Genomic DNA, 25,615 nt, shown 5'->3' with positions numbered 1-25,615 from the left:
TAGCTCATAAACTCTAACACCAACGCGGGGTGGAGCAGCCCGGTAGCTCGTCAGGCTCATAACCTGAAGGTCGTAGGTTCAAATCCTACCCCCGCAACCAAAACACAAAAACCCGCCATTAAGGCGGGTTTTTGCGTTAATGGCCCAAAGGTAGCGTAGTTAAATTCTACTAACAAAACCAAATGTATCAACGTCTGAAGAAGAAACGCTAAGCTGTTTGGGACAAAGCTCAGATAACCGTAAAAATTCCGGAATGTTGCAGGTAAAATTCTGCAGTCATTGAGTACTCTTGTGCGAAAATGGAGTCAAAACGAAATTGAATGGGGAGCGCCAAACCGTCTCCGCGTTCTCCGTACGCTCATAGGGGGCGATAAGAGAGTCCTTGACCCCAAAAACGGCGTCGGTGGAAAGATAGGGGTCACCGCTAACAAATATATGAGTGACCAGCTTCTGATATCCGGGAGCAGTCACAAGAAAGTGGGTATGTGCTGGGCGGTAGGGATGGCGGCCCATAGCCTTCAGCATCTCTCCGACGGGGCCGTCATCGGGGATTGGATATGATACTGGTCGGATACCGATGAAGCTGTATCGGCCATCAGATCCGGTCGTGAAGATCCCTCGGTTGTTCCATTTCGGTTGTTCGTCCGGCTGCTGCACATCGTAAAAACCCTCTGCGTTGTCCGACCAGACGTCAATCCGCGCCCCTTTGATTGGATTGCCGTCAAGATCGGTCACACACCCTTCATAGAGGCAGCTTTCTCCCTTGTCCTCAAGCGTGATCCTCGCGCCCATTTCTCGCTCTGGTGCACCAGCGACATGAAAGGGTCCGAAGACAGTGTTTTCCGTTGCACCTTCGGGACGTGGGTTGTTGATCGCATCCACCAGCATGGAAAAGCCGAGGACGTCGCTCAGCAGAATAAACTCCTGCCGCTCGCCACTACATTTCTGCCCAGTGCGGGTCAGGAAATCGACAGCATGTTCCCATTCTTCCTGCGTCAGTTCGACCTCCTTGGCAAAATTATGAAGATGCCGGATTAGAGAGGACATGACTTCTTGAACACGCGGGTTCGAGGTGTTGCTCGTGCGGGAGTTGACGATCTCGTCAGAACGGTCTTTTCTAAAATAATTCATACTTACCTACTTTTTATGAAAACCAGCAATTGTGCGATAGCTTGCAGCGACCTCTTCAAGTTCCTCTAGTGTGATTAGATCTTCGACTTTATCTTCTGGTCCAGTAACACGGGCATCGGCGATATCCAGCACCCGTTCCGGCCCAGATTGGCGGTTGGAGAGGACAATCCGGCTGGTGAGTGGACGGCGGATGTCCTCGTAGGCTTTGAGGCCACCCGGGCCAGGGTTTGCAGCCAATTGGTCGGCAAGGGAGCGTGCATCAAGGATCGCCTGTGAAGCGCCGTTTGCCCCAATTGGATACATCGGATGGGCGGCATCCCCCATCAGCGTGACGCGCCCATCGGTCCAGAAATTGATAGGATCGCGATCGACCATGGGGAATTCTGTGACTGTGTGGGTCTCCCGCATGATCTCCACGATGTTCATGTCCGGTAAGGTAAAGCCTTCAAAGGCAGCAATGAAATCGCGTGTACCTTCACGGTTCCAGTCAGCATCTTCGATATGGCGTGGTTGGTCGACCCGGATCTCGGCAACCCAGTTGGTGAGTGCGTGGCCATATTTCCGGGCTTTCTCGCTGATCGGGTAGGTGACGAACTTGAGGTCGTGGTTACCGGCAATGACCATGGTGAGGCCATCCGCAAGTTTTGCGGTCTTGGTTGCACCACGATACATCATTGTCCCCTCATAATGGAGCGGACCCTCATCAGGATGAAGTTGTTTGCGGATGTTGGAATGAAGCCCGTCTGCGCCTATCAGTAAATTACTTTCGAAGCTGCTGCCATCTTTGAAATGAAGTGTGACGACATCAGTGTTTTGTGAAAATTGAATTACTTCCTTGCCTGTTTCGACAGCATCTGGCCCGAGTCGTTCCCGCACCGCCTTCAGCAGCAGCAATTGTAATTCGCCACGGTGGATGGAATATTGCGGTGCCTCGAACCCTGCCTCGACATTGCGCGGGTCCGACTGGATCAGGTGACCAAAGCGGGTGCGATACTCAATACAGCGGGTCCGGATTGCAATCTCTTCCAGCGCGTCCTCAAGCCCAAGGCCGTATAGAACAGCAACGGAATGGGGCATAACATTGATACCCACTCCCAAGGGTTCAATTCTGCTGACCGCTTCGAACACCCTGACATCAAATCCTTTTTCATGAAGGCTTAGAGCTGCTGTCAATCCGCCGATCCCGGCACCTGCAATCGCAATCTTCAGCACTTTTGGCTCCTCAAAATTGCACTTTTTTGATTATGTTTATTTCTATTTTTTGAAGTATATGCTGGTTGCTGATTAAATCAATTCACTGACGCGACAATAAATTATACATTTTCAACATTTATCTGGTGGGGTTCTCTAAATATGCTGGATCGTGATCTCTATGTCCTTGGCGATGCCTCTGAACATTTTGGTTTTCTGAATTGCGAGAAAATCTCTGATCGCGAGCATATTCATGGCTGGCGGGTGCATGATCATTTCCACGAAGGTCTAGCCCAACTTTTCTTTTTTTCAAATGGTACTGTTGAAGGGCGCGTGGATCAAACGGAGGTCCTGATTAATTCACCAGCCCTTTTGTGGCTCCCGGCGCTTTGCTCGCATGCCTTTGATTATCAGGAAGGTATGGAAGGCTGGGTCTTGACGGTCACGACGACAGATGTCGTGCGGTTGACCAATGATATCTCTTGGCTCGGACACTGGATTGACAAGCCTGTGGTTTTGAAAGAAGACAATCTCGAAAACATGCTATCCGAAATTCGAACTGTGATGGCTTGCATTGAACGGGAACATCAATACGTGACTGAGGAGAGAAATGTTACTCTGGAGGCTTGTTTCCGGCTTCTTCTCACTTATCTCTACCGTAGCTTGAAGCAGCAATTTGGCTTGCCGGAAATATCGAATGGGCGGCAACACCAATTGCTGCTGGCGTTCCAGTCGTTGCTGGACACCCATTCCCTGAAGCAACGGACAGTAACGGAATATGCTGACTTGTTGTCTGTAACGCCAACGCACCTTTCCCGCACGGTCAAAGGGATCACTGGAAAAACAGCTGGTGAACTTATTCAAGACCGTATCCTATTGGAGGCAAAACGCAGGCTCGTCTTCAGCAGCACACCAATTTTCCAGATTGCGGATGATCTGTGTTTTTCGTCTGCTGCTTATTTCTCGAGATTTTTTCAAAAGCATACCAGCCAGACACCGGGTGTTTTTAGAAAACATTTTCGGTCCGATTTGTCTAATGCCTTCAACAATGACGAGGAATAAGGATGCCCATGCAACCAGAATGTCAAAACCCGCCAACTGGCGGGTTTTTGCGTTAATAGCCCAAGGGCAGCGTAGCTAAATCCTGAAATCTTGATAATCAACAATCGGAAATGGTTGATGTTCTTGCAGATCGTGTGGCCTCGCACCTATGAGGCGATGCCTGCCGCCACATGACAGGGTTGTTCGTAACTGCATTAAGGTGTGCATTTTCAGACTGTTGAAAGCTAATCAGAGTTGGTCCAAAATTTTTTCATTTTTTTTTGAACCGAATTGGAACTGGGTGCGACCAAAGGGTATCACAACATGATTTGAGGATGATCAAAATGAAAATGTTTAACGTTACTACACTTGTTTCCGCCGCTGTTCTTTCTGTTGTTGCCTTTAATGCAATGGCTGCTGGTTCCAACGGTCCAAAGCCACGCTGTCCACTTGGACAAATTGCAGTTCTGGAGCAGGGCTCCTGGCACTGTGAAGAAGCAAAACTGAAAGCCAAAGAAACCACTCAGCGCAATACTTCAGCAGCACCAGCAGCAACACTGCAGAAAGCCAAAATCAAATTGCCAGACTATGCGGTTCTGGGTGCAGCACGGAAAATGGGCACAACAGATACCTTTGTTGTTCAGGTGAAAAACATGGGAACAGCAGGTGCCCCACAAGGTGTGTTGTTCGGCCAGCATTACCTGAAAAACAACCAGTCCTGGGGTGCAGATGCCATCATTCCACCTCTGGCGCCAGGTCAGGCCAAAGCAATTACGATCACTATTCCGCCAACCAACTATGAGCGTGGTGATCGGATGGTCTTCACAGCTGACTATTTCAAGCAGCTTGTCGAAAGCAACGAGAACAACAACAAATACGCAATGACTTACAAATAAGACCCAGAACTGACTGATCTCTCCCACCTGTCAGGTCTTCGTAGAAAAGCCCGGTCTCAACACCGGGCTTTTTTGTATTTCAGAAATTCGACGGCACTCAATCGGGGCGAAAGTGTTTAGGTTTAATCACCTCAAAATCTATAAGCGCTTGAATAGAAGAATTCCGGGGTTGTTGCCTATTTAGCTAACTTCATTTTCTCGAAGCCTTATTTGACTTCTCATTGAAGCGGATCAAACGCGGAGCTTTCAGAGTACGAAATATCAGTATATCCTGTTAAAAAGATCAAGTTGATCGCCTGCAAAACGATAATAAAAATGGAGGTTATATAATGGGGGAAGTGAAGCTGACATTTTGTCTGAGACGAAAGTCAGGAATGACTGCAGATGAATTTCATTCATATTGGCAAGAGACCCACGGGCCATTAGTTCGAAAACTGAAAACTGCATTGGGTGTTTATCGATATACACAAATCCGTCATGTTGAGTGCGAAATTGGAGCCGCTATGGGTGCGGTCAGAAACGTATCGGTTCCTTTTGATGGTGTCGCAGAATTATATTGGCGATCGATGACGGAACTAGAAACAGCTTTACGATCCACCGAAGGTCGCGAAGCGGGCCGCATATTGCTGGAAGATGAGCAGCGGTTTATTGATCTTGAAAATTCCCCAATTTGGTTAAACGAAATAGAAGATATCTTTAATGAGGAGGCGAGATGATGCGCGTCGAGCTAAATCAACGGGGTTCAATTGCTGTCCTAAGTTTCGCTAATCCGCCAACTGGTTATATGGATGGCGAAACTGAAGAACAACTCAGCTCCTGCCTGGATCGAATTGAAGAAAATGATGATATTCGTGTAGTTATTCTGACAGGCTCCCAGCAGGATGTTTTTATCCGACATTATGATGTTTCCGTTTTATATGAACGTAGCTTGAAAATGGCTGAGAAAGGGTTGTCTTTCTCCATTGAGCGACCAGTTCCAGAGACTTTGTTTCACATTTGTCTCAGGCGGATCGAAGCGATGCCAAAGCCTTTTATTGCCGCCATTAATGGAACAGCTATGGGGGGTGGGTTTGAACTCGCGCTCGCCTGTGATTTACGTCTGGTTCAGGACGGGCCCTACGAGTTAGGGCTTCCGGAAGTTAATCTCGGAATTTTGCCTGGGGCGGGAGGCACTCAGCGTCTTACCAGGTTGATTGGAGAGGCTAAAGCTTTAGAGCTGGAGCTTTTGGGGCGAACATTTGGTCCCAAGGAAGCTGTCATAATTGGTGTCGCCAGCGAATGCGTTGTTGGAGATGTCATGAACAGAGCTATGGAAATAGCAGAAACGCTTTCCCAAAGGTCACCTAAAGCAATTGGTCATATTAAAAAACTAATCAAGGGCGCTGCGCGCACAGACCTTGATGTGGGGTTGGCGAACGAGCGGACATTATTTTGTGATTTGATGGTCGATGACTATGCACTCCAGGAAATGGGGCGGATGGCTGCGGGTGAGCGTGATATCCAGGACCCGAAGCTGGCTGGTTTCAAGAAAAGTGGAGAGGCGTAATCATGGCAGAGCAGAAAATAAATGATGCTCAGGTATATCTGCCTGATCTATGGGCCACACACGCTAAATTTTCAGCCCATAAGGAGGCCGTAATCTGCGGCGCTGAAAGGCGACTTTGGGGAGAATTCGACGCAAATATGAGCCGAATTGCAAATGCGTTGTTGGCCCGGAAAATTGGTAAAGGACATCGCGTTGCGGTGCTTATGGGAAATTCGGTCGAAACTCTAGAAATAATGTATGGAGTGGTACGAGCCGGTGCGTGCGTTGTCCCTCTAAGTGGTATGCTGACAGCGTCCCAGATTGCTGGCTTGCTTGATGATAGTGAAGCCTGCATGGTCATAGCTTCATCTGAAATGCAGGATCGAATTGATCAGGTTCGCAGTGATTTAAAGACAGTAAAAGAAGACTATTATGTGAGCGTCGATTTTGAGGCTCCGGGATGGCTCAATTTTGACAATTTTCTTGAGGGAATGTCCACCGACATGCCAGCTGTCCAATATTCCCTGCAGGATGAGTTTAACATCATTTATAGCTCGGGAACGACGGGCTTGCCCAAAGGGATCGTTCAAACACATAAAGCGCGCCAGCATTGGTCTTATTCAAATGCTATTGAAATGGGGTTTCAGGCAGATAGCCGTGCGATGACGACAACAGCACTTTATTCGAACGGGACTTGGCTAATGATCCTGCCTGCTCTCTTTGCGGGTGGAACGATAGTGGTCTTGCCAGAATTTAGCGGCAAAGCAGTACTGGAAACCATTCAAAGGGAGAGAATAACACACAGCTTTATGGTTCCGACACAGTATATAAACACGCTCGCAGAACCTGATTTGGAAAGTTATGACCTTAGCAGCTTACGTTCATTACTCTGTGCCGGATCGGCTCTTCGTCCAGATACAAAAGCTGAAGTTTTAAAGCGGATCACTCCAAATCTTTATGAGCTTTACGGATATTCAGAAGGGTTTGCCTCTATGTGCCGTCCCCATATGCATGCCTTAAAACATAATTCAGTTGGAACTCCTGTTTTGGGGTTCGATGTGACCATACTGGATGATGACGGAAATGAACTGCCAGTTGGGGAGGTAGGTGAGATCACAGGAACAGGCGCTGGTATGATGCAGGGCTATCACAATAGACCAGACGCCACAGCGGAACTCATTTGGAAATGCCCTCGCGGTAAAACATGGATCCGCTCAGGCGACATAGGGAAGCTTGATGAAGACGGGTTTCTTTATATCCTGGATAGAAAAAAGGATATGATCATAACCGGGGGGCTAAATATTTTCCCAGCTGACATAGAGGCAATTATTGGAGAGAACGAAAGTGTCCAAGACGTCACTGTCATCGGGGTACCCCATGAAAAGTGGGGCGAAACTCCAGTCGCCCTAATTATTCCGGAAAAAGGTGCTGTTGAAGACGATATTCTTCGATGGGCGAATGAAAGACTGGCCAAGCATCAGCGACTGGCGGCTGTCATGTTTCGTGAGGAATTTCCCCGAAATGCTCTTGGAAAAGTGTTGAAGCGCGTTCTTAGAGAAGAGTGGAGCGCTGAGCATGGAAGTTTTTGATGGCTAAAGAAAGCAGATATATGAAAACACGGGCTGATTAAGCCCGTGTTTTCTTACTTCAGTACGTGTTTTTTGCCTCAGGGTCAGGCTTCAAATCGGTCTGCATTCATCATTTTTGACCAAGCTGCAACAAAGTCGGATACGAATTTTTCTTTAGCATCATCCTGTGCGTAGACTTCTGCATAGGCACGCAAGATCGAGTTGGAGCCGAACACCAGATCGACGCGGGTAGCAGTCCATTTGACCTCGCCCGTTTTGCGATCCTCAATATTATAGAGGTTCTTTGCAGCAGGTTTCCAAGCGTATTTCATATCCGTCAGGTTGACGAAGAAATCGTTTGTCAAGGCACCTTCACGGTCTGTAAATACACCGTGTTTGGAACCTCCATAGTTGGTGCCCAGGACACGCATACCACCGATTAGAACTGTCATTTCAGGGGCAGTAAGACCCATCAATTGAGTTCTGTCGAGGAGCAGCTCTTCTGCAGTAACCGCATAATCCTTTTTCAGCCAATTACGATAACCATCTGCGACCGGTTCTAGAGAGTCGAATGAACTCGCATCCGTATCCGCATCTGTCGCATCTCCGCGGCCTGGCGTGAATGGTACTGAGATATTGTGCCCGCCTGCTTTTGCAGCCTGCTCAATGCCCACATTACCTGCCAGAACGATCATATCCGCGATACTTGCTCCAACTTCACTTGCAATCGGTTCTAAAACAGAAAGAACTTTTGCTAGTCGGGTCGGTTCATTACCTTCCCAGTCTTTTTGAGGGGCCAGACGGATCCGAGCTCCGTTCGCACCGCCTCTCATGTCAGAGCCACGGTAGGTGCGGGCGCTATCCCAGGCGGTCGCAACCATTTCACTGATGGAAAGACCGCTAGCGGCTATCTTTGACTTGGCAGCTTCCACATCGTAATTGGTTGGACCGTCTGGAATTGGGTCTTGCCAGATCAGGTCTTCTGCAGGAACATCTGGGCCAATATAGCGAACTTTTGGTCCCATGTCCCGGTGCGTCAGTTTGAACCAGGCTCTCGCAAATACCTCTGAGAAATAGGCGGGATCTTTATAAAACCGCTCAGAAATTTCCCGATAAATTGGATCTTTAATCATGGCCATATCCGCATCTGTCATAATTGGCTTACAACGGATGGAGGGATCTTCCACATCAACGGGCATGTCTTTTTCGTCAATCTCGACCGGTTCCCATTGCCAAGCGCCAGCTGGGCTTTTTTTCAATTCCCATTCGTGATTGAACAACATTTCGAAGTACCCATTATCCCACTGAGTTGGGTGAGTTGTCCAAGCGCCTTCAATACCACTTGTCACGGTGTCTCTGCCGTGGCCTTTGCCTGAAGGGTTGCTCCAACCAAAACCTTGATTTTCAACATCAGCTGTTTCTGGATCAGGTCCTAGTTTACTGGCATCACCGTTTCCGTGTGTTTTGCCGATCGTATGACCGCCCGCAGTCAGGGCTACTGTCTCTTCGTCATTCATTGCCATGCGGGCGAAGGTTTCTCTCACCTCTTTGGCTGTTTTCAACGGGTCGGGTTTCCCGCCGACGCCTTCTGGATTGACGTAAATCAAGCCCATCTGTACCGCTGCCAGCGGGTTTTCGAGCGACTCGGCATTGTCGTCGTCGTCATAGCGTCCACGTCCCAGCCACTCTTTTTCAGAACCCCAGTAAACGTCTTTCTCTGGGTGCCAAATATCTTCACGGCCATATCCAAAACCAAAGGTTTTCAAGCCGACAGCCTCATAGGCAATGGTTCCGGCCAGAATCATAAGATCGGCCCAAGAGATTTTATTGCCATATTTCTTTTTGATTGGCCAAAGTAAGCGGCGGGCTTTATCCAGGCTAACATTGTCCGGCCAGGAATTGAGGGGGGCAAATCTCTGATTGCCAGTACCACCGCCGCCACGGCCATCTGCCAATCGATAGGAGCCAGCAGCATGCCACGCCATCCGGATCATTAAACCTGCATAGTTCCCCCAATCGGCAGGCCACCAATCCTGACTATCTGTCATCAGGGCATGAAGGTCTTTTTTTACAGCCTCAAAGTCGAGTTTCTTGACTTCTTTTCTGTAATCGAAATCTTCACCAAGTGGATTAGTCTTGCGGTCATGCTGGTGCAAGATGTCTAGATTGAGGGCGTTCGGCCACCAGTCTGTGTTGGATTTTCCGGTTGAGGTGATCCCTCCATGCATCACCGGGCATTTTCCTGTGCTCATTTTTGATCTCCTTGAATAGGATGGCATTGATTGAGATAATGTTGGATTTGTAAAAATCGAGACTCGTTACGTTAATTTTGAGGGGCCATCTGATAAGTATCTCCCTCAAAACTTTTGGGACGCTCCCATAAATATTCATGAATTGAGAAAACAACTGTTTGGACTATGGGCTCGAGTAGACCTATGCTCACAGCCGCGACCAAGTTTCCTGTCAATACATAAGCAACAGTTGTGGCGACCAGAATATGAAGTAATCCGTAACTCGCGGTTTTGAGTGCCAGTCGCATATATTCCTCCTGCTCACTTGTTGCTCCTGTTTCCGATAGAGGAAATGTAAGACTAGGAATGGAATGAGTAAAATTGAATAAATGTAAGTTCATGTTCAATTTTTTTGAACATCACATATTTTTTTGTTTTAATGTTTTCGCAATTCTATGGCGGAATTGCTTAGTACCTGCTGCGTTGAACATGACATTAAGAGGAAAAAATGAAGTTGTTAAATTTGGCGGCATACCCCTTTTACGGCATGCAGGTCTTTTCAAAGTCTAAATCCTTTGAGAGAAATCCTATAATAGGAAGCGAATGGCTAAATCGAAAAGGTTTGCATATCAAACGCGTTGAGTATGCGCAGCGGCTATCTGATTTCAGAAGAAAAACGTTGGGGCAGCCACTCTCTAGTGAGCTAAAGCTATCATACGAAACAAATGGCTTTGTCCAGATAAACAATTTTCTGCCAAAATCCACATTTGAAAGTCTTAGGCGTGAAGTCGAAGAAACCGATTTTTTAAGATATGATATGCTTCAAGGAAGTACCATAACCAGAAGAGCGGTAACCGATAGAGCAGAACTTTCCTTCCTGCCAGCGATGAGAGAGTTTTGTTTTAGTTCTAAGTTTATCCAGTTGATGAGATATGTTGCTGGTGTCGGAGGGCAGCCATTAATTAGTCTTCAATCTGTCCACGCGAACCCGGTTACAAATGTCGATGAAAATGATCCGCAAACAGTTTTACATAGTGATACTTTCCATTCGACTTCTAAGGCATGGCTTTTTCTGCATGATGTTCATGAGGATGAAGGCCCGTTTTCATATGTTCCTGGTTCTCATAGAATGACAGAGCCTCGTCGAGATTGGGAACAAGAGATTTCTTTTAATTACAAGTCAATAAATAATGAGCATGTCCGCAATGGATCGTTAAGAGCATCACCAGAACTTCTTTCAGAGCTGGGTTACGGACAACCAAAAAAAATGTCGGTACCAGCGAATACTTTGGTGGTTGCTGACACGCATGGTTTTCACGCGCGCAGTCCAAGTTTTCAGCGAACAACTAGAATTGAAATGTACGGCTCGTTGCGTAGAAATCCATTTTGCCCATGGAGTGGAGGAGATTTATTCTCTATTCCCTTCATAGGTGGGAATTACAATCGAATAATGTTTAATGGGCTGAAGTTGCTGGAAAATGTACATATTGCAAGTTCACCATGGGTTTGTGCAGGTAAAGGCAAAGTCGATGAATGGCCAGTCCAGTTGCAAGAGGAGCATGAGGTGTAAGAGCGGCTATCGCTTCTTCTTTTGGAGGGATGCTGATTTATTTTTTTGATAGTTGTAATAATGTTTGTATTTTGAGAGGCATAGCTATTTGCTTCTTGCACAGATCGGAACTTCTTGCATAGAATTTGGTCGGGTAGGCGATGGCGTCGCCTGTGTTTGAATACCCGTTTTCCATCCTGAACGCCGGGATTTACTTTACCGTTGCTGCGGTGAGGAAAATCCTCTTCTCGCAGCAAGGCTGCTAGAAGGAAACCGCGATGGACCGTCCTGAATTTTATCAATTTCATCAAGGGGAGAGACAGCTCCCCTTTACTTCGACAGAGTATGATGCCCGGCTGCAAGGATTAAGAAGTGCAATGAGCCGAGAAGGTGTGGAGGTCTGCGTTTTTACCTCCATGCACAACATTGCCTATTATTCAGGGTTTCTATATTGCAGTTTTGGGCGTCCGTATGGCTTGGTGGTAACGCAAAATGAAAGTGTAACGATTAGCGCTGGTATTGATGCCGCTCAGCCCTGGCGCAGATGCCACGGAGATAACATCACCTATACAGATTGGCAGCGAAATAATTTTTGGCGGGCCATTCGGTCCGTTTCTGGTAAGGGGAAGGTCATTGGCTACGAAGGGGATCATTTGACCCTTGTCCAAAAGGCTTTGCTGGATGAGTTTCTCGACCCGGTAAACACGGTGGATATCGCACCGGCAACTATGCTCCAGCGTATGAACAAGTCGTTTGCGGAAATCGAACTAATTAGAAAGGGAGCAGCTGTTGCCGACGTTGGTGGTTATGCTATTCGGGAAGCCGTTCGTTTGGGCGCGCGCGAAATTGATGTGGCGATGGCAGGCCGGGACGCGATGGAACTTGAGATTGCTAAGCGGTTCCCAGACGCTGAATATCGAGATACCTGGGTCTGGTTTCAATCCGGCATTAATACTGACGGTGCGCATAACCCTGTAACTTCCCGGCAGCTGGAACGCGGAGATATATTAAGCCTAAATACTTTCCCAATGATTTCTGGCTACTACACAGCACTTGAGAGAACTTTATTCGTTCAGGATGTGGATCCCGCAAGTTTAAGCGTTTGGGAAGCTAATGTGGCTGCTCATGAATATGGGATGGGCCTATTAAAACCTGGTGTTTCCTGTGTGGAAGTTACTGAAAAGATAAATCGGTTTTTTGAAGAGCGAGATCTACTGCAATACCGTACATTCGGCTACGGCCACTCGTTCGGAGTTTTGTCCCATTACTATGGCCGGGAAGCTGGTTTAGAGCTTCGAGAAGACGTCGATACTGTTTTAGAAGCTGGAATGGTCATATCTATGGAGCCGATGCTGACAATTCCTGAAGGGAAACCCGGTAGTGGTGGATACAGAGAACACGACATCCTGATTATTACGGAGGATGGAAACGAGAATATTACGGGATATCCTTATGGTCCCGATTTTAATGTCGTTGGTTAGTTATCTTAAGAGCTGGTCGGTCTAACCTGATTTGGAAAACTTGATTAGCTCTCAAGTTTTCCAAGACATGGTGTATGCAGGTGTGCCGTTATTCGGCTTTCAAGAGCCAATCAGCAAAAATACGGGCTTTTTCTGAAGCTCTTGGGTGGATATTAAGATAAAACCCCATTGGAGAGGGAATGCTGTTTGGCACAAGCTGAACCAGTTGTTCGTCTTGCAATAACTTTCCTACCAAACGGTCCCATCCAAGAATGGCACCAACATCATCCTGTGCTGCCTGAAGGCCAATCATATAGTTGTTCAAATAAAAACTCCTGCCTTTGGGGCCCGGATACTCTAATTCATGAAACCAGTCCGTCCAGCTTGTCCAGACCGTGTCATCATTTTGAATATGAATAAGAGGTACATTTAACAGATCATTGATTGAGAGAATTTGATGGTCATCGGCAAATTGGCGTGATCCTATTGCGATGATATTGCCCTGAAAGAGCTTTTTGTTTTCGGAGCCCTCCTCCAGAGGGTTACTGTATTGAATACTAAGGTCGCATCGGGCAGTCATCTCAGGGATATCACTAACGATTTGCGAAATCGTGATGTCTGGGTGAGATTTCCAAAATTGAGAAATTTTCGGGATGAGCCAGAGTGAACTGACTGCAGTCGTTGTTCGTATCGTGACGTCGACGGTTTCTGGCTGGTCTTTGAGCAGTGTAACTGTGTCTGAAATGGTTTCGAACCCTCGTTGTAAGGCAAAAACTAGGAATGCTCCTTTTTCTGTCAGTTCGACACCTCGATTGCTTCGATTAAATAGCCGACATCCCAAATCGATCTCAAGCGCTTTAATCCTGTGACTTATCGCCGCCGGTGTTACATTCATTTCCTGTGCCGCTTTTTTGAAGCTGAGATGTCTGGCCGCAGCTTCAAAACAGACTAGGGCATTTATTGAGGATAGATCATATGGACTTTTCATTTTAAGAGACGCCTAAACATTAGTCTGCAATAGATCAATTTATACCCATCTTGACATTAGCTCATCTAATCTAGATTGAAATTTTATACTATTGTCAAAAATCGCGAAGGGGTCAAAAGTTTAAGTCACTGCGTTGGTAATCACATGGAATATTGCGATGGTGGCTTTAAAATCTTCTTTTGGTGACATGCTGACCCGTCATGTCTCAGGCTTTTCGCTGGAGCAGGACTTTTATACGTCACAAGCTATCTATGATTTCGATCTCGAACATATTTTTTATAAGCAGTGGCTTTTTGCGATACCAGCTTGTGAGCTCCAAAAGTCAGGGGACTTTGTTCTCCATCAGGTTGGAGCTTTTTCGGTAATTTTGGTGCTCGGAGAAGATAAGGTAATTCGGGCGTTTCATAATACCTGCCGTCATAGGGGCTCTGTTATATGCAAGTCGAGAAAAGGACGGAATCCAAAGCTGGTCTGCCCTTACCATCAATGGACATACGATTTGGATGGAAAGCTCTTATGGGCTCGAGATATGGGTGAAGATTTCAATCCAGACCAATATGGATTGAAGCCGGTCCACTGCCGAAACGTTAGCGGTTTGATTTATATTTGCCTAGCTGAAGTCGCGCCAGATATTGAGGTGTTTTCTGATGTGGCAGGACGTTACTTGGCGCCACACGATTTGGAAAATTCAAAAGTCGCATATGAAAGCACGATCATAGAAAATGCGAACTGGAAGTTGGTTTGGGAGAATAATAGGGAATGCTACCATTGTGGTGGCAATCACCCATCTCTTTGCCGAACATTTCCCGAAGATGCTCGCCTGATTGGAAATATTGGTGACGGCAGCATAGCTCCGTTGATGGAGCAGCATGTAAAAAGATGTGAAGCAGTAGGGGCTCCCTCCGCCCTAATTACTGCAAAAGACGGGAATTGGCGTTTTGTGCGACCGCCTCTGCTTGGCGCAGGAGAGAGTTACACGATGGATACTAAGTCAGCCGTTGAAATTCCAAACTCTTCAATCCCATTTAAAGACGCGGGGTCACTCCTCTATTTTAATCTTCCAACGACTTGGAATCATTTTATGGCAGATCATTCTCTGGTCTTTCGAGTATCGCCTATAAGCGCTACAGAAACGGAGATTTGTACAAAATGGTTGGTTCATAAGGACGCTGAGGAAGGGCGTCATTATGATCTGAACCGGCTGACAGAGGTATGGCTCTCAACAAATGCGGAAGATAAAGAAGTCGTCGAAAATAACCAAAAAGGGATTCAGTCACCTGCGTATGAGCCTGGTCCGTATTCTGAAATTCAGGAAGGCGGGGTCATCCAGTTTACGGATTGGTATATGGGTTTGTTGAGCCAGGAAGTTTTGGGCGAGTCTATGGTTGCTGCGGAGTAAGGTAATGTCTTCACGTCACAAGCCCAATTTGACCCTCTGGGACGATAAGGAATTGCTGGAATGCGTATCTTTTCTTCCTGAGGCACCTAACGTAATGACTTTTTCCTTTCAGGCGTCCTCGGGAGTGCTGTTTAGCTATGATCCAGGTCAGTTTATAACACTTGAATTGCCAGTGCCCGGTGGTCCTTTATATCGGACCTACACTATTTCATCCTCACCAAGTCGGCCCATGTCGATAACGATAACAGTGAAGGCCCAACAAAATTCTATTGGAACACGTTGGATGCTGGATAATCTCAGACCCGGAATGAAAGTGAAGGCCAGAGGTCCATCGGGAAGATTTTCAATCGTCAACAACCCTTCGGATCGGTACCTTTTTATCTCCGCAGGCTCCGGCATTACACCGATGAAATCCATGACAACGTATCTCTATGATTTAGGGCGGGAGCCTGATGTCATTTTTGTCAATTGTGCGAAACGACCGTCTGAAATTATTTTTAAAGAAGCGCTGGAGCATATGGCATCGCGGATTAAAGGGATTGATCTGAAGTGGGTGGTTGAGGAACCAGATCCTTTTCAGCCGTGGACAGGATACTTGGGAAGCTTCAACCAATTGATGCTTGGCCTAATGGCGCAGGATTATCTGGACCGTGAAGTGTTTTGCTGCGGGCCTGAACCTTTTATGCAAGCTGTGCGGGAGGTCCTTGCTGGTCTAGGTTTTAATATGGATCACTATCATCAGGAAAGTTTTCATGCTCCTTCGATTGAGGCTGACGTTGTACAAGAGGATGTTGTCCCGGACGAGAAAACTAATGCTTCAATTGAATTCTTGGCTTCGGATGTTTTGGCTCACTGTAAAGAGGCAGATAATATCCTGGTTGCGGCTCGAAATGCAGGTTTGGTGATACCATCAGGCTGCACCATGGGCATATGTGGAACTTGTAAAATTCGTAGGATAGAAGGCCACGTCCATATGGTTCACAACGGCGGAATAACCGATGAAGACATCGAGGATGGGTATATCTTGGCCTGTTGCTCCAATCCTATTGGCCATGTCAAAGTTGATGCATGATTGAAACAAAAAGTAATTTAAACAGTGGAATAAGAAGGTCATAAGCGGAGGTCGTATATGTCTAAAGATCCTATTCTACAGCCTTACAAGCTGAAGCACCTCACTTTGCGAAACCGGATAATTATGACTTCTCATGAGCCTGCTTATCCTGAGGATGGCATGCCTAAGGCGCGTTACAGGGCCTACCATGTGGAACGGGCAAAGGGAGGGGTTGCCATGACAATGACTGCTGGCTCTGCCGCCGTTTCCAAAGACAGCCCTCCAGTTTTCAATAACTTACTTGTTTATAAAGATGAGGTCGTTCCCTGGGTTAAGGATTTGACTGATGCTATCCATGAGCAAGGTGCGGCTGTTATGATCCAGTTGACTCATTTGGGAAGGAGGACCAGGTGGGACAAAGAAGATTGGCTTCCCGTAATTTCAGCCTCTCATGAGCGGGAGCCCGCACACAGAGCCTTTCCTAAAAAAGCCGAAGACTGGGATGTTGAGCGGATAATCAAGGATTATGCTGACGCCGCTGAGCGTATGAAAGCGGGTGGAATGGATGGGATTGAGTTGCAGGCTTATGGTCATTTGTTGGACCAGTTTTGGTCCCCGCTGACTAATGACCTGTCAGGTCCCTATGGTGGGGAGTTGGAAAATCGACTGCAACTGACTTTTGATGTGCTTACAGAGATCCGAAAACGGGTTGGACCTGACTTTATTGTAGGTATTCGTTATACGGGGGATGAGTCACTTGAAGGTGGCCTTACAAAAGAAGATGGCCTTGCAATCTCTAAAAAGCTAAAGGATAGCGGGCAAATTGATTTCTTAAATGTTATTCGAGGCCACATAGACACAGATGCGGGTCTTACAGATGTGATCCCAATTCAGGGGATGGCAAACTCTCCTCATTTAGACTTTGCTGGAGAAATTCGATCGGCAACTGATTTCCCGACTTTTCACGCTGCTAAAATTCCAGATGTCGCCACGGCGAGGCACGCCATTGCATCTGGGAAGGTTGATATGGTGGGGATGACGCGAGCGCATATGACCGACCCTTACATAGTTCAAAAAATTATGCAGAAAAGGGAGGATGATATTCGGCCTTGCGTTGGAGCGAATTATTGTCTCGATCGGATTTATCAAGGTGGAGCTGCCCATTGTATTCATAACCCGGCGACGGGCCGTGAAGTTTCCATGCCGCATGTAATTGAAAAAGCACCTCACCGGAAAAAGGTAGTTATTGTCGGGGCTGGGCCGGGTGGTATGGAGGCGGCTCGTGTCGCGGCGGAACGGGGGCACAATGTTGTTGTCTTCGAGGCAGCGAGCCAGCCCGGGGGACAAGTCCGATTGACCGCTCAGAGCGATCGCCGCAAGGAAATGATGAGTATCATTGACTGGCGCATGGCCCAATGTACGGCCAAGGGGGTTCATTTTTACTTTAATAACTGGGCGGAAAAAGAAACAGTTTTGAACGAAAAACCAGATGTCGTGATCATAGCAACCGGTGGCTTGCCTCATACAGATATTTTGGTTTCCGGGAATGAGTTGGTTGTTTCATCTTGGGATATAATATCCGGTGATGTAAGGCCAGGTAGCGATGTGCTTGTCTATGATGACGCTGGTGATCATGCTGCTCTCCAGGCTGCGGAATTGATAGCTCGCTCAGGCGCGAAAGTAGAAATAATGACACCAGACCGCTCTTTTGCTCCTGAAGTGATGGCGATGAATCTGGTGCCATATATGCGGACTTTACAGCAGTTGGATACGAAATTTACGGTAACGTACCGTTTGAAAGCGGTGGAAAGGCAAGGCAATCAATTGATGGCTTTGATAGGGAGCGATTATGGTGGAGTTTCTAAGAAACAACCGTATGACCAAATTGTCGTCAATCACGGCACAATCCCTCTAGATGAGCTCTATTTTGATCTCAAACCAAGTTCGGTCAATATGGGAGAAGTTGATTACAATGCGTTAATTGAGGGTCAGCCACAAGCAACTGTTCGAAATGAAGAGGGCCGATATCAGTTGTTCCGGATAGGAGATGCAGTCGCTGCCAGAAATACTCACGCAGCGATTTATGACGCGCTGCGTCTTGGAATGGCGATATGAGCCAACTAGAATGAAGCTTGAGATTATGAATTAAATAGTTTGCCTGGTCCTGCTCCTTTGGTGGCCACATCTGATAGAGTTAGCATATGCCAAAACAGAGCCTGGTTACTGGTAACAACGGGTTTATTAATTAGGCGCTCTGCTTCCTCGATAATGCCAAAACTGTTCACATTGGTGCAGGAGACAAAAAGCCCTTCAATATCGTCTCGTGACCCCATATCAATCAAAGCATTTAGCACAGATTGATCACTGATACGGGCTACCAGTGCTTCCTCCATCTGCTCGAAAGATCCAAATGCAGCAATGTCCAAGCCTTCGTTTTCAAGTAACTCTCTCATAGCCGCAGACACTTCGGCAACATACGGTGTGATAAAACCGAGCCGTTTCAGGTTAAGCTTTCTGAAGGCGGCGAGGACTGCTGTAATCGGATCGGATACCAGGGCATCAGGATGATGCGTTTGAATGAGCTTGCGAACTGTATCCCTACCGATAAAAGTCGCGCCCGAAGTACAAGCATATCCAATTACATCAAACTCAGCTGTTTTGGGTAACAGTGATGCTGCCATTGGCAAGTCAGCCTTCATTTGCATCAAGGTTTCAGGGTTCAGGTCGGCGCCACTTGGAATACGGCTGTGATAGAGGCGAATACTTGGATCGGTTAGAACTGAGCGAAATTCGGTTTCCAGTGTTTCATCCGCTTGCAGGACAATCAGGCCGAGGACAGCTTTGATATCTTTGGGGTCTTCAAGATCGTATGAGAGTTTCATGATATGGGTTTCCGATCGCAATTATCCAAGGATAGGTAATTCCTCAGGTGCAAGTCTGGACAAAAATCTTGGTGCACCATCCTGAATAAGAATGTTTTCCTCGTGAACCATGATTTTGCCATCTCCCAAAGACAAGCTAGGCTCTAGTGTTATGACCATGTTTTCTTCAAGAACCGTGTCATCAAAATCAATAAGGGAGGGGGCTTCCGTTAATTGCATTCCAAGACCATGTCCATAGCGACCAACATCGCCGGTGCTTTGGCCGATAACTTGCTGCATCGTTGCGTGTAAGTCTTTGCAACGAGTGCCGGGCCGGGCAACCTCAAAAGCTGCCATCGTCGCGTTCAAGAGGATTTTATATGCATGCTTCACGTGATCGCAGGCCCGCCCAAAAGCATAGTTTCGATCAAAGTCACAGAAATAGCCTTTAAAGGTAGCACCCGTGTCGAGCATCAGAATATCTCCTTCTTTAAGTGGGGTGCTGCTCGGTGGTGATATCACATCGGCATAGCCACCATCGCCGGCTCCTCCCACTAGGTAGGGAACGTCATCAGCCCCGTTGGTCAGTAGGTCCTTTTTAAAGGTGCGAAACACTTCATCTAACGGCATTCCTACCTGAAACAGGTTGGCGGCGTTTTCAAAGCTCGTGGATGCAATGCTGCAAATTTGCTCAATGAACTGAATTTCCGCTGGCGATTTGACCATACGTAAATGTTGAACTTCAGCTGAGACATTTACAAAAGAGATGTGTGGCAAATTTTGCTGTAAAGATTGAAAGTCCTTGAGTGGCATACGAAGTGAGCTTTCCCGGCCCATAAGCATACCAACCCTTGAGAAAGGTTTGAGGATAGAAGTTAGAAGAGACACACCATCATCTGTGGCATGAGGTGAAGACCAGGTTTGAATGTCATCTAACCATGTTTCATGCATGAGGGCACTGCCAATTTCAGGAACTACGGCAATTGGCTTTTTATTTTTTGGGATTATGAGAAACCAAGGGCGGGTAGGGCTTTGCCAAAATAAGGTGCGAAAACCAGTGAAATACCTCATTTCTGGCTCGCTTGTGAAAAAGAGAAGGTCAATGTTGAGCTTATGCATCATGACATGAGCTTTATTGAGCCGAGCTTCAAATTCAGAAACCGGAAAATCCCCACTAAACTCTTCAATCATCGCCAGTTGCCTCTTCAGACATAAATGTCAGGACGGTGGAGCTGCCAGTGAGGCTTTTCAGTGCATCGTGCTCTTTTACTGTTTTTAAGCCAGCTATTCCGGCGATACCTGACGGTGTGGAGGCAAGTCCAAATTCTTTAAGCCATTGGCAAGTTGACTGGGCCATTTCGTCGTCAATTGTCATAAAGTAATCGGCTTCTTTTGAAAGATATCGAAGCGCGAGGTGAGAGGGCTCCTTACAATCTAGTCGACCCATGTTGGATACCAGGCCGCTGGTCTTGACAGGTTTTCCTGCCTCTATGCTTTCGATGAGGCAGGGCGCTTCAGATGGTTCTACCACAATGATTTCCGGTGTATCTTGCCATAAGTAGCGGCACATAGCTGCCGCAGCGCTGGCTAGTCCACCAACGCCAGCTTGGAGAAACACATGGCTTGGTGCTTCTGCTAATTGATCTCCGATTTCGGCTCCCATTATCAGGTAACCTTCCATCACATCCCGGGCAGGTTCTGAGTATCCTAGCCAGCTACTGTCAGACAGTAGTTGCCAGTCGTTGTCTTGCGCGGCTTTTCGGGCCGCGTCCATGCTCGCCTCATAATCTGTGCCCTCCCGAACAACGACAGCGTTCTTCGCTCTTAATTTTTCAGCAAAGCTTTCAGGGACCGTTTCCGAGAGATAGACAACTGCGGTTGCGCCAAAAACGCGAGCACCTGCTGCCATGGACAGCCCGTGATTGCCAGCGCTGGCGCAGACAAATGTTGTCCCGGATAGGCTGTTTTCAGGAGTAAGTGAAGGCAAGTCTTCCATTCGGATCGCGGCCTGTTTTGCGATTGCAAAGGCGGCGCCAAGTGCTTTGAAACTCCCCAGTTCCATCCTGCCTCTCTCATCTTTAATGAAGAGTTTGGCAATACCTAGCTCATCCGCGAGTTCGGTTTTGTCCAAAAGAGGTGTCGTGTGACCAACTGGGCATTGTGACATGAGGTTTAGAGCCGCTTTCGGGTTTGTCACAATTGTGCCAGTTTCAAATCCGGCTTGATCAGATAAACCCTTCCCCCTGATAGGATTTGCAATTATCCGCATTGTACTTCCTTGCAATCTTGCTTGAGAATCACACTAGCGGGTCAGGTTATGAAAAGCCAGCCTTTGGGTGATTAAGAACTTGCTCGCAAGGTAAATGCAATTTTTCGTATGAAAGGCCTTTCTGATTTTCTATCTGTTAGGGCTTTAGAATGTGAATTTTCATCATAGTTAAAATTAGTAATAAAATTGCTCATTCTAAATTGTTTCTAAAAATTTAAAGAAATAAAATTCTCATATGATCAAAGTAAGTCGAGAAATACTTAATTTGACTATATTATAGTTGGATTAATGTATAAATCGTGATTCTATAACTTAAGTATATAGTTTAATTTAAGTGGTTCCTTGTGTTTTTTTTATTCGTGTACAAAAAAAACATTTTAACCGGTTGTGTTATTTGAAAAATATTGTTGTAATCACTTCCAACGTTAAGGGAGTCTACATCTAATAATTGGTACTTAAGAGTATGGGGGACCAAACTTGACTATGACAGGGGACGAGCAGGCGTTTGTAGAATTTGAACGCGTTCAAAAGAGCTATGATGGCGAGACCTTGGTCGTCAAAGATCTTAATCTGGCAATGCCGAAAGGCGAATTCCTAACCATGTTGGGCCCATCCGGGTCTGGTAAGACGACTTGTCTGATGATGTTGGCAGGCTTTGAAACTGCGACACATGGTGAAATTCGATTGGATGGACAGGAAATAAACAACATTCCGCCCCACAAGCGGGGAATTGGAATGGTGTTCCAGAACTATGCACTTTTTCCGCATATGACTGTGAACGAGAATTTGGCCTTCCCGCTTGAAATTCGCAAAATGAGCAAGCCTGAGCGTGAGAAAAAAGTGAAGCGCGCGCTTGAAATGGTTCAAATGGGGGATTTTGGTAATCGCCGAATTGCCCAACTATCAGGTGGTCAGCAGCAGAGGATTGCGTTAGCTAGGGCGCTGGTTTTTGATCCAACTCTTGTCCTGATGGATGAGCCGCTCGGAGCGTTGGATAAGCAGCTTCGTGAACATATGCAATTTGAGATTAAGCGAATTGCTGACGACCTCGATATCACAGTGGTTTATGTGACCCATGACCAGACGGAAGCGCTGACCATGTCCGATCGAGTTGCTGTGTTTGATGATGGGCGTATTCAGCAGCTCGCGCCACCGGATCAACTTTATGAAGAGCCTGAAAACAGTTTTGTTGCGCAGTTCATCGGTGAAAATAATACGCTGGAAGGCACTGTGCAGGAAATCAAAGGTAACGAAGCGATCGTCCGTCTGGATAATGGTGAATTGATTGACACAATTCCGATTAATATCAGTGAAGTGGGTGAGAGAACTAAGGTTTCCATTCGGCCAGAACGTGTTGAGTTTGATCGCGAACGGCTGGGAGAGAATGCCCATACGCTTAAGGCGGAAGTTCTTGAATTCATTTACATGGGCGATATTTTCCGGACACGTCTTCGGGTCGCAGGGAACGAAGACTTTATTGTGAAAACAAGAAACGCAGTTAATCAAACGCGTTTGCAGCCAGGACAACAAATCGATATCGGTTGGTTGCCTCAGGACTGCCGGGCTCTTGATGCCTAAAATCGGGGAAACCCAATCGCTGTGGTGGTCCATTTCGGACCTTCCGCAGTGGGGGAACTATTATATCCCCCATAAATGTACTCAATAATCTAACTGGGAAATTTCAGAGGAGAGCGACATGAAATTTTTAGCAAAGCTGTCAATTGCGACTGTCTTTTCTGCTGTTTGCGTAACAGGAGCATCGGCAGCCGACATGGCAGATGAAATGACAATTGTGTCTTGGGGTGGAGCTTATTCTGCATCTCAAATGAAGGCATACCATGAACCTTACATGGAAAAGACTGGCATTAAGGTGATCAATGACGAGAGTTCCGCAGAGGCTGTGGCCAAGTTGCGGGCTATGGATGAGGCCGGTAACGTTACTTGGGATCTCGTAGACGTTGTTGCTGCCGATGCTATTCGTCTTTGCGACGAAGGCCTGGCTGCAGAAATTGATCACGACAAAGTTTTGGCTGCGGCTCCGGACGGAACGCCAGCGAGTAAAGACTTTGGTGACCTGATCGTTTCTGATTGTTTCATCCCACAGATCGTATACTCCACAACATTTGGCTACCGGACTGATCTGGTTGGTGACAAAAAACCAACTTCTGTTTGTGCGATTTTCGACACCAAGACATGGCCTGGAAAACGGTCATTGGAAAAACGCCCGATCAACAACATGGAGTGGGCATTGCTCTGTGACGGTGTTGCGAAAAACGAAGTTTATGACGTACTGGCCACTCCAGAAGGTCAAGAGCGGGCTCTGGCCAAGCTGGACACAATCAAGGATGACGTGATCTGGTGGTCAGCTGGTGCTGATACACCTCAGCTGCTTGCTGATGGTGAGATCGTCATGGGCTCAACATACAACGGACGTCTGTTCTCAGTTATTGAAGAGCAGAAACAGCCAGTTGCTATGCTTTGGGACGCACAGGTGTTTGACCTGGACGGTTGGATTGTTCCTGCTGGTTTGAGCCCAGAGCGCAAAGCCCGCGTTATGGACTATCTGAAGTTTGCGACTGACACACAGCGTCTTGCTGATCAGGCAAAATATATTTCATATGGTCCTGCTCGGAAATCTTCAGCTCCACTTGTTGGAAAACACGCTGAACTGGGTATCGAAATGGGTCCACATATGCCAACAGATCCTAACAATGCCAAGAACACATTCCTCTACAATTATGAGTTCTGGGCAGATTATCGCGACGACATTGACGCTAAATTCCAAGCTTGGTTGGCAAACTAAGACAAAAAGAGAGAGCGGGTATCATGCCCGCTCTCTTATTTATACCTCAGAATAGCTTTCGACCCTTGTTTTGAACAGTAAACTGGCGACTGAAGAATGAGTGATACGACCGACACAGGTCCCGTGCTTGCCGCTGATGGGACACCTCTAAAACGCAGCCTTAAACGGTCCTTGCGCCTTCAGAAATTCCGCGCATTGATGCTGATAGCACCATTGCTCGCGTTTATTCTAATCACTTTCATTGCGCCAATAGCGGACATGCTGTTCCGATCTGTTGAAAACAAGATTGTTGAGGAAACGCTCCCGCAAACCGTTGGAATGTTGAACGCGGATAGCGATGATGACCCGATAGTTCCAGGGAACGAGACATTTTCTGCCCTTTATGTGGATATGTTCGTGGCGGCTGAAAAGAAAGAACATACCCGCCTCGGAACACGCCTCAACTATGAGCAAACCGGTGTTTCCTCACTTTTCAGAAAATCAGGTCGCCGAGTGCGTAGGCTGGATGTTGAAGTTTACAGAGACCAGTTTGCGGCAGTAGATCCTAAATGGAATGAATTTGCCACATGGGAAATGCTGGCGAACGACTCTGATGCCAGTGATGTTTTGCCGCGCGCAATGTGGGCTTTTGGCGCTTGGCAGGACTATGTAATTGCTGATGGTGATGTACCAAAAGAAGAAGGGCTTGAAGATTTTATATTTGTGGCCCTCTATGATGATCTAAAGAATATCTCTGGAAATGCAGTCGGAAACGACATGATCCAGAAAGCCGCCAGTGGAGTGTCTGGTTTTGAAACTGTTGACTTCAAGGCGGCATTCAAAAAATTTGACAAAGACTGGGTGAGTGAGGACGTCTGGAAGACACTTCGCACTTATTCACCGCCGTACACTGAAGGATATTTCTTGAATGCGGCGGACCTGAAAAAAGATTTTGATGGGTATTCAGTTCGCCCAGATAACGAAAGAATTTACGGGACTTTGTTTGGGCGCACGTTGTTTATGTCAATGGTCATCACGGGCTGCGCCATCCTGCTTGGCTATCCGATTGCTTGGCTTATGTCTAACCGGCCCATGCGGGAAGCTAATCTCCTGATGATTATGGTGTTGTTGCCTTTCTGGACCTCATTGTTGGTTCGGACCTCGGCATGGAAGGTTATGCTGCAGCAGCAAGGTGTGATCAATGATACCTTGGTTTGGTTAAATATTGTGGACGAAGCAGGCCGGCTGGTTCTGATTAACAACCAGTTTGGTACTATTGTCGCAATGACCCATATCCTTCTACCTTTTATGGTTCTGCCACTTTACTCGGTGATGAGAACTATTCCTGAAACCTATACCCGTGCCGCCAAGTCGATGGGAGCAACCAACTGGACTGCATTCTGGCGGGTCTATTTCCCTCTGTCAGTTCCTGGTATTGGGGCGGGTTCAATCTTGGTGTTTATTTTGTCGATCGGCTACTACATTACCCCAGAGATCGTGGGTGGCACGACAGGCACCTTTATCTCCAACCGGATCGCCTATCATATTTCAAGTTCCCTGAACTGGGGATTAGCGGCAGCTCTTGGTACCATATTGCTGGTCGTCGTATTGTTGCTGTATTGGGTCTATGACCGGATCGTCGGTATTGATAACGTTAAGTTGGGGGGGTAAAG

General features: G+C 47.0%; 21 protein-coding genes and 1 tRNA gene. 14 read left to right on the top strand and 8 right to left on the bottom strand.

Annotation, left to right across the window (positions count from 1 at the left end; all coding sequences use genetic code 11):
* Positions 1–23: 23 nt before the first annotated feature.
* Positions 24–100 (top strand) — tRNA-Met (locus tag HH301_RS15690).
* 176 nt (positions 101–276) lie between these two features.
* Here the strand turns inward: HH301_RS15690 and HH301_RS15685 are convergent.
* Both HH301_RS15685 and HH301_RS15680 read right to left on the bottom strand, forming a co-directional pair.
* The gene (locus HH301_RS15685) at positions 277–1,131 is read right to left on the bottom strand and encodes an intradiol ring-cleavage dioxygenase (protein ID WP_169569961.1); all 855 of its coding nucleotides are present in this window, start codon (positions 1,129–1,131) and stop codon (positions 277–279) included.
* A 6-nt stretch (positions 1,132–1,137) separates the two neighbouring features.
* Positions 1,138–2,343 carry an FAD-dependent monooxygenase gene (locus HH301_RS15680; RefSeq protein ID WP_206378373.1) on the bottom strand — a complete coding sequence of 402 codons (1,206 nt, stop codon included), beginning with the start codon at positions 2,341–2,343 and terminating at the stop codon, positions 1,138–1,140.
* Between the two features lie 141 nt (positions 2,344–2,484).
* Here HH301_RS15680 and HH301_RS15675 point away from each other — a divergent pair, with 141 nt between their 5' ends.
* From HH301_RS15675 to HH301_RS15655, 5 genes are all read left to right on the top strand, one after another.
* A complete protein-coding gene (locus HH301_RS15675) occupies positions 2,485–3,384 on the top strand; it encodes a helix-turn-helix domain-containing protein (RefSeq protein ID WP_169569960.1) in 900 nt (299 codons plus the stop codon).
* A gap of 323 nt (positions 3,385–3,707) precedes the next feature.
* A complete protein-coding gene (locus tag HH301_RS15670; RefSeq protein ID WP_169569959.1) occupies positions 3,708–4,259 on the top strand; it encodes a CARDB domain-containing protein in 552 nt (183 codons plus the stop codon).
* Positions 4,260–4,588: 329 nt separating this feature from the next.
* Entirely contained in the window at positions 4,589–4,975 is a 387-nt protein-coding gene (locus HH301_RS15665) for an EthD domain-containing protein (protein ID WP_169569958.1), read from the top strand.
* Complete coding sequence (locus HH301_RS15660; RefSeq protein WP_169569957.1) at positions 4,972–5,805, top strand: enoyl-CoA hydratase/isomerase family protein; 834 nt, start codon at positions 4,972–4,974, stop codon at positions 5,803–5,805. Before HH301_RS15665 ends, HH301_RS15660 begins: the two co-directional genes overlap by 4 nt.
* A gap of 2 nt (positions 5,806–5,807) precedes the next feature.
* On the top strand, positions 5,808–7,373 hold the full coding sequence (locus HH301_RS15655) for a class I adenylate-forming enzyme family protein (protein WP_169569956.1): 1,566 nt from the start codon (positions 5,808–5,810) through the stop codon (positions 7,371–7,373).
* Positions 7,374–7,456: 83 nt separating this feature from the next.
* On the opposite strand, the gene katG is transcribed toward HH301_RS15655, so the two are convergent.
* A complete protein-coding gene (katG, locus tag HH301_RS15650) occupies positions 7,457–9,604 on the bottom strand; it encodes a catalase/peroxidase HPI (protein WP_169569955.1) in 2,148 nt (715 codons plus the stop codon).
* Between the two features lie 71 nt (positions 9,605–9,675).
* Positions 9,676–9,891: a DUF2061 domain-containing protein gene (locus HH301_RS15645; RefSeq protein ID WP_169569954.1), complete on the bottom strand. Its 216-nt coding sequence runs from the start codon at positions 9,889–9,891 to the stop codon at positions 9,676–9,678.
* Between the two features lie 200 nt (positions 9,892–10,091).
* Between HH301_RS15645 and HH301_RS15640 the strand changes: the two genes are divergently transcribed.
* Positions 10,092–11,153 carry a phytanoyl-CoA dioxygenase family protein gene (locus HH301_RS15640; protein ID WP_169569953.1) on the top strand — a complete coding sequence of 354 codons (1,062 nt, stop codon included), beginning with the start codon at positions 10,092–10,094 and terminating at the stop codon, positions 11,151–11,153.
* Between the two features lie 257 nt (positions 11,154–11,410).
* Positions 11,411–12,613 carry an aminopeptidase P family protein gene (locus HH301_RS15635; RefSeq protein ID WP_169569952.1) on the top strand — a complete coding sequence of 401 codons (1,203 nt, stop codon included), beginning with the start codon at positions 11,411–11,413 and terminating at the stop codon, positions 12,611–12,613.
* An 88-nt stretch (positions 12,614–12,701) separates the two neighbouring features.
* On the opposite strand, the gene HH301_RS15630 is transcribed toward HH301_RS15635, so the two are convergent.
* Positions 12,702–13,580, bottom strand: a complete 879-nt coding sequence (locus HH301_RS15630) for a LysR family transcriptional regulator (protein WP_169569951.1) — start codon at positions 13,578–13,580, stop codon at positions 12,702–12,704.
* Between the two features lie 157 nt (positions 13,581–13,737).
* Between HH301_RS15630 and HH301_RS15625 the strand changes: the two genes are divergently transcribed.
* The 3 genes from HH301_RS15625 to HH301_RS15615 are packed head-to-tail and all read left to right on the top strand — an operon-like array spanning position 13,738 to position 18,145.
* A complete protein-coding gene (locus HH301_RS15625; protein WP_206378372.1) occupies positions 13,738–14,979 on the top strand; it encodes an aromatic ring-hydroxylating oxygenase subunit alpha in 1,242 nt (413 codons plus the stop codon).
* Between the two features lie 4 nt (positions 14,980–14,983).
* On the top strand, positions 14,984–16,051 hold the full coding sequence (locus HH301_RS15620) for an FAD-binding oxidoreductase (protein WP_169569950.1): 1,068 nt from the start codon (positions 14,984–14,986) through the stop codon (positions 16,049–16,051).
* Between the two features lie 57 nt (positions 16,052–16,108).
* Positions 16,109–18,145: an NADH:flavin oxidoreductase gene (locus HH301_RS15615; RefSeq protein ID WP_169569949.1), complete on the top strand. Its 2,037-nt coding sequence runs from the start codon at positions 16,109–16,111 to the stop codon at positions 18,143–18,145.
* Between the two features lie 23 nt (positions 18,146–18,168).
* Here the strand turns inward: HH301_RS15615 and HH301_RS15610 are convergent, their stop codons facing one another.
* Genes HH301_RS15610 through HH301_RS15600 form a run of 3 tightly spaced genes read right to left on the bottom strand, consistent with a single transcriptional unit; the run spans position 18,169 to position 21,160 of the window.
* Positions 18,169–18,912, bottom strand: coding sequence for a maleate cis-trans isomerase family protein (locus HH301_RS15610; protein ID WP_169569948.1), 744 nt, complete (start codon positions 18,910–18,912; stop codon positions 18,169–18,171).
* 21 nt (positions 18,913–18,933) lie between these two features.
* Positions 18,934–20,082 (bottom strand): M24 family metallopeptidase, encoded by a 1,149-nt coding sequence (locus tag HH301_RS15605; RefSeq protein ID WP_169569947.1) that lies wholly within the window; start codon positions 20,080–20,082, stop codon positions 18,934–18,936.
* Positions 20,075–21,160: a pyridoxal-phosphate dependent enzyme gene (locus tag HH301_RS15600; protein WP_169569946.1), complete on the bottom strand. Its 1,086-nt coding sequence runs from the start codon at positions 21,158–21,160 to the stop codon at positions 20,075–20,077. The genes HH301_RS15605 and HH301_RS15600 overlap by 8 nt, the downstream gene beginning before the upstream one ends.
* Before the next feature lie 483 nt (positions 21,161–21,643).
* On the opposite strand from HH301_RS15600, the gene HH301_RS15595 reads away from it, so the two are divergent.
* The 3 genes from HH301_RS15595 (at position 21,644) to HH301_RS15585 (ending at position 25,613) form a co-directional block, all read left to right on the top strand.
* Positions 21,644–22,738, top strand: coding sequence for an ABC transporter ATP-binding protein (locus tag HH301_RS15595; RefSeq protein WP_169569945.1), 1,095 nt, complete (start codon positions 21,644–21,646; stop codon positions 22,736–22,738).
* 193 nt (positions 22,739–22,931) lie between these two features.
* The gene (locus tag HH301_RS15590) at positions 22,932–23,963 is read left to right on the top strand and encodes an extracellular solute-binding protein (RefSeq protein WP_420821192.1); all 1,032 of its coding nucleotides are present in this window, start codon (positions 22,932–22,934) and stop codon (positions 23,961–23,963) included.
* A gap of 96 nt (positions 23,964–24,059) precedes the next feature.
* Complete coding sequence (locus HH301_RS15585; RefSeq protein ID WP_169569943.1) at positions 24,060–25,613, top strand: ABC transporter permease; 1,554 nt, start codon at positions 24,060–24,062, stop codon at positions 25,611–25,613.
* Positions 25,614–25,615: the final 2 nt, after the last annotated feature.

This window comes from Sneathiella limimaris, assembly GCF_012932565.1.
GTDB lineage: Bacteria > Pseudomonadota > Alphaproteobacteria > Sneathiellales > Sneathiellaceae > Sneathiella > Sneathiella limimaris.
Note: the sequence above shows the minus strand (reverse complement) of the source record. Positions and strands in the feature narration are given on the sequence as shown.